Here is a 4,158-nt window from a genome sequence, read left to right on the forward strand (position 1 = left end):
ACCATCCTCGCACATAAAAGTCTCGAAACTGAGTCTTACGGAATAGGGAGCTTTAGTGAGGGGGAAGGAAATCTGTTGTGAAGACGTTATTCAGTACTATAATTTAACACCGTTGATACTGATATCAAAAAAACTCTACCGCCGATAACGGTAGAGTTTCCTGTGTTATTTTTCATTGGGTAGCCATGGCAGACTTGTCCCGAATTTCTCTGCGAGCTCCTTAGACTCTTTTCTTCTCGCCTTACGATGTTCATGACGTCTTTTCGCTCCATCATGAAGCCATTTCTCTTCTTCTGACTCAGGGTAAACAGGAGGTACAGGCGTAGGTTCATTGTTTTCATCTACGGCAACCATAGATAGAAACGCGGTTGTACAAACTTTCCGGTCCCCTGTTAAAAGGTTTTCTGTAATCGCCTTAATAAAAACTTCCATTGAGGTATTGTGAGTGTACGTCACGAATGCCTCTAGACAGATCGTATCGCCCTCAAATACTGGCTGTAAAAAGTCGACAGAATCTGTAGACGCTGTCACTACGGGTTTTCTGCAATGCCTGACAGCGGCAATTGCAGCCACATCGTCAATATAAGCCATTAACTTTCCACCGAACAACGTACCATGACTGTTCGTGTCTGGAGGAAGTACGTGAGAATTCTTTACTGTTAGTGAATCAATGCATCGTTTTGCTTCCATTTCCTACATCCTCTCTTCTGCATGGAATCGTTCTCTGCTCTTATTATACCATGACACAGAGAATTCAACCGTTTCGCGGCAGCAGGATTTCAAAGACAGCTCCTGTGTGCTCAGAACGATTTCTTGCTGTGATGATTCCACCGCTGCGTTCAATTATTGCTCGTGATATAGCAAGACCTAAACCAGTCTCCCCTTCTTTTCCTTTGATAAAACGTTCAAAAAGCTGAGGAAGCAGTTCTTCCGATATCCCTTCTCCATCATCCTCAACCTTAATGGTTAACCACCCGTTGTCTGATAGAGTGTGGATAAGGACTTCACTGCTTGCGTGGCGGATGGCATTGCTGACAATATTGATTAAAGCTTGAAGGACACGCTCACTATCCACATTCGTATAAAATGGTTCACTCAAGTTGACATGAAGTTCAATATCTTTATCCTTTGCAAGAGGCAATAGTCGAACAGTAGACTGATCAACGATTTCGATCACATCTGTTCGTTCCGGGTGATACACATCTTTACTGCTATCCAGCTTTGCCAGCAAAATCATTTCATTAACAATTTTTTTTAGTCGCTCTGTCTCACTTACCATGACATTTAAGCCCTTTTCCGCTGCCTCTCCCTCAAAAACTCCATCCCGGATTCCTTCCGCATAACCTTGAATCGACATCAGGGGGGTTTTTAATTCATGAGATGCATTCTGAAAGAATTGCTTTTGTGAGTAAATATATCTTGCGAGTTCTTCAGCCATGTGCCTAACTGCCTGTTCAACTTCTTTAATTTCCCCTGAAGCTTCGACAGCCTGGACTTCGTCGAACTGCCTTCTCTGGATTTTTTCTACTTCTTGCTTCAATCTGCTCAACGGGGTGACAAGTCGGCGAGTCAAGAAATAGCTAATGATAATGGCCAAAAGCAAACCAAGCACGAACACGATAATCATCCGGAAAGCAAAGACTGATTGAACTGCCTGCAGGTCGTCAAGAGGGGTAGCCATAACGAGGATCTGATTACTTCTTGAGGAGAGCGCAAAGTCGTAAACGACGTACTTCTCCCCTTCACTCTCCCACACTTCTTCGTCAATCAACTCATCCTCATAATGATCCATCCACGTATGTGCCGTTTTAGCTGGCATCGTCCGGAACAAAATCTGGTCCTGGCTGCGGTCGAATAATAAGATAGGATAATTTCGATCCTGCACGAGCTGAGATAACTGAGGACTACGATCTGCATCCTGCTCATTGATAATATCAATTAACAGTTCAGCCCTCGCCTTCAATTGCCGTTGTTCATCCTGAATCAACATATCCATCAATAAAGAATGGATAAAAAAAGCTGTAATAGACATTATGATCAAAATTAAAACAGTAAATGCGGCATTCAATTGATAAAGCAGCTTCATGTTGATTTACGCTCATTCTTTAATCGATATCCATGTCCCCATACTGTTTCAATCGGAAGTTCTTTCATCTTTTTACGCAGCCGTTTGACTAAATCATCGACTGCCCGATCGCTGCCGAAGTAGTCTTCCCCCCACACTTTCACAAGCAATTCCTCACGTGAGAACGCACGGTTTTCTTGAGAGGCAAATATTTTCAGCATTTCAAACTCCTTCGTTGTTACCTCGACATCCTCTCCCTTATAATAGGCTTTTCTTTCTGAATCATTCAGCACCAGGTCCCCGGATTCAATCGTATCTTGACTCTCTTGAGAGCTCTCAGGCTGCATTACTTGCCAACGCTTTAATTGTCTTTTCACACGAGCAACTAACTCCCGAGGACTGAAAGGTTTTGTTAAATAATCATCTCCTCCTAGTTCGAGGCCGAGAATCTTGTCTACCTCATCATCTTTTGCAGAAATGATAATAATCGGCACTTCTGAAGTCTGCCGTACTTTTTTACAAAATTCATACCCGTCCATCCCGGGGAGCATAATATCAAGCACCCACAGGTCGGGAGCTTCTTGTTCAAACAGTTCCCACGCCTTCTCAGCCGTATCCTGAGCCTTTACTTCATATCCTTCTTTTTTCAGGTAAGCTTCAACGATGTCACTAATATTAGGATCATCTTCTACAAGCCCAATGGTTTGGTACATTCACATAACCTCCTCACACAGAACTTTTACCCATTTTCTCATATTTTCAGCCTTCTCTCTTGTTTTACACACTTTTTCCACATTTTCTCCAAAGTCATTCCATAAGTGAACCGTAGAATAAGAAATGTAGACAGACAGCACAGATTAATCATCACCAACTAAATTAAAGGGGGCTATTGCTTAAGATGTTAAACGAAGATAACCACCAAACTAAGCGTAGCTATAAACGGTCCGGGTTAGCTTTTGGAGTCTTAGGCGCAATCATTGCTGTTTTTCTTGTAACGACTGTTTTCCAGTGGAAGGGAATATCCGTCAGCATTAATACAAACCAACCAACAGCCCAGGCTGACGAATTGAACCTTAGCGATAATCCGAATGCTGTCACGCAGGCCATAGATGAGACTTCTAAGGCCGTTGTGGGTGTCAGCAACATTCAGGAAACACGCCAAGGTACCCAAAAAGCCGGCACAGGATCTGGTGTCATTTATAAAAAAGACGGTGATCACGCTTTTGTTGTAACCAACCATCATGTTGTTGCCAACTCTTCTGAGTTAGAAGTAGTTTTAAGTGATGGTACTAAAGTAAAAGCCGAACTGAAAGGCAGTGACCCATTAACAGACCTTGCCGTTTTACAAATAGATAGCGATCATGTGGAAAAGGTTGCTGAATTTGCAAATGCCGATGACGTAGAGGTCGGCCAAACAGCCATAGCAATCGGTAACCCACTCGGCATGGAATTCGCTGGATCAGCCACCAAAGGTATTGTCAGTGGTCTTGACCGCAGTATCCCAAGGGATATGAACGGTGACCAACAACCAGACTGGCAAACCCAAGTTATTCAAACGGATGCAGCCATCAATCCGGGGAATAGCGGCGGTGCACTGATCAATCTTCAAGGCGAAGTCATAGGAATCAATTCTATGAAAATCGCTAAGGAAGAAGTCGAAGGAATCGGTTTCTCGATCCCGATGAATGTAGCCAAACCAGTCATCAAAGATCTTGAAACAAAAGGCCAAGTGGAACGCCCTTATATGGGTGTATCCCTTCAGGATGTCAGTCAAATTCCAGGATCTGTTTTACAACGAGAATTGAATCTACCTACTGATGTGACTCAAGGTGTCCTTATCCAAGGGGTAGAACAAGGCTCAGCAGCCCAAAAAGCAGGTCTCAGTCAGTACGACGTCATCACTGAAATTGACGGGAACAAAGTTGAATCACTCATGAGCTTGCGTGAGTATCTCTATAACAAAGCGGAAATTGGAGATACTGTCGAGCTTACGGTTTACCGCGACGGTGAACCGATGAAAGCAGAACTCAAGCTTTCCTCCCAATAATATAAAGAAGAAAAGCGTAAGCGTCTTGAACTGCCTCGACTAGCTA

At 43.4% G+C, this 4,158-nt stretch carries 4 protein-coding genes; 1 reads left to right on the forward strand and 3 read right to left on the reverse strand.

Features of this window, described 5'->3' with window-relative positions; genetic code table 11:
- Window positions 1-165 precede the first annotated feature (165 nt).
- From LD39_RS04350 to LD39_RS04360, 3 genes are all read right to left on the reverse strand, one after another.
- Window positions 166-690: an acyl-CoA thioesterase gene (locus LD39_RS04350; protein WP_035543262.1), complete on the reverse strand. Its 525-nt coding sequence runs from the start codon at window positions 688-690 to the stop codon at window positions 166-168.
- 64 nt (window positions 691-754) lie between these two features.
- On the reverse strand, window positions 755-2,086 hold the full coding sequence (locus tag LD39_RS04355) for a HAMP domain-containing sensor histidine kinase (protein WP_035543263.1): 1,332 nt from the start codon (window positions 2,084-2,086) through the stop codon (window positions 755-757).
- Window positions 2,083-2,778 carry a response regulator transcription factor gene (locus LD39_RS04360; RefSeq protein WP_035543264.1) on the reverse strand — a complete coding sequence of 232 codons (696 nt, stop codon included), beginning with the start codon at window positions 2,776-2,778 and terminating at the stop codon, window positions 2,083-2,085. Before LD39_RS04360 ends, LD39_RS04355 begins: the two co-directional genes overlap by 4 nt.
- A gap of 185 nt (window positions 2,779-2,963) precedes the next feature.
- Between LD39_RS04360 and LD39_RS04365 the strand changes: the two genes are divergently transcribed.
- On the forward strand, window positions 2,964-4,112 hold the full coding sequence (locus LD39_RS04365) for a S1C family serine protease (protein ID WP_035543267.1): 1,149 nt from the start codon (window positions 2,964-2,966) through the stop codon (window positions 4,110-4,112).
- Window positions 4,113-4,158 lie beyond the last annotated feature (46 nt).

Origin of the sequence: Halobacillus sp. BBL2006, assembly GCF_000786645.1 — a bacterium.
Taxonomy (GTDB): domain Bacteria; phylum Bacillota; class Bacilli; order Bacillales; family Halobacillaceae; genus Halobacillus.

What these genes read in the sequence shown, in the direction of transcription:
- LD39_RS04350 (WP_035543262.1), bottom strand. Translation starts at nt 690, where the DNA reads ATGGAAGCAAAACGATGCATTGATTCACTAACAGTAAAGAATTCTCAC.
- LD39_RS04355 (WP_035543263.1), bottom strand. Translation starts at nt 2,086, where the DNA reads ATGAAGCTGCTTTATCAATTGAATGCCGCATTTACTGTTTTAATTTTG.
- LD39_RS04360 (WP_035543264.1), bottom strand. Translation starts at nt 2,778, where the DNA reads ATGTACCAAACCATTGGGCTTGTAGAAGATGATCCTAATATTAGTGAC.
- LD39_RS04365 (WP_035543267.1), top strand. Translation starts at nt 2,964, where the DNA reads ATGTTAAACGAAGATAACCACCAAACTAAGCGTAGCTATAAACGGTCC.